At 64.4% G+C, this 329-nt stretch carries 1 protein-coding gene; it reads left to right on the top strand.

Annotation, left to right across the window (positions count from 1 at the left end; all coding sequences use genetic code 11):
- Positions 1 to 305, top strand: a 305-nt coding sequence (locus EJI00_RS25230) for an XVIPCD domain-containing protein (RefSeq protein WP_221885079.1), incomplete at its 5' end; no start/stop codon positions are given.
- Between the last annotated feature and the right edge of the window lie 24 nt (positions 306 to 329).

The following is a 329-nucleotide window of genomic DNA, read 5'->3' as shown; positions in this document are numbered from 1 at the left end:
CCTCGGATCACCAGACCGACAACGCTGCAGGCCACGTGGCGGTGAAGGCGCAATGCGCCGGCCTGAAGTGCATCGACCATTTGGAGTTGGGCGGCACCAGCGGCGACAAGATCATTGCCGTTCAGGGCAAGCTCGGAAGCGGGCTGTCGAAGGTGGTCTCTGTGGACACAGTGGAGGCGCTGAACATGCCGCTGGCCCAGAGTTCGCAGGCCTCGACCGAGGTGCATGCCCAGCAGCAGAGCCAGCGGGCGCAGCAAGTGAATCAGCCTGTCCAGACGCAAGAGGCTCCGGCCATGGCGCGCTGAGTCGGGCTTCAAGGTCGAATCACC

It is taken from the genome of Variovorax sp. DXTD-1, assembly GCF_003984625.1.
In the GTDB taxonomy this organism is placed as follows: domain Bacteria; phylum Pseudomonadota; class Gammaproteobacteria; order Burkholderiales; family Burkholderiaceae_C; genus Variovorax.
The sequence above is the reverse complement of the archived record's forward strand: the minus strand, read 5'-3'. Positions and strand labels throughout refer to the sequence as shown.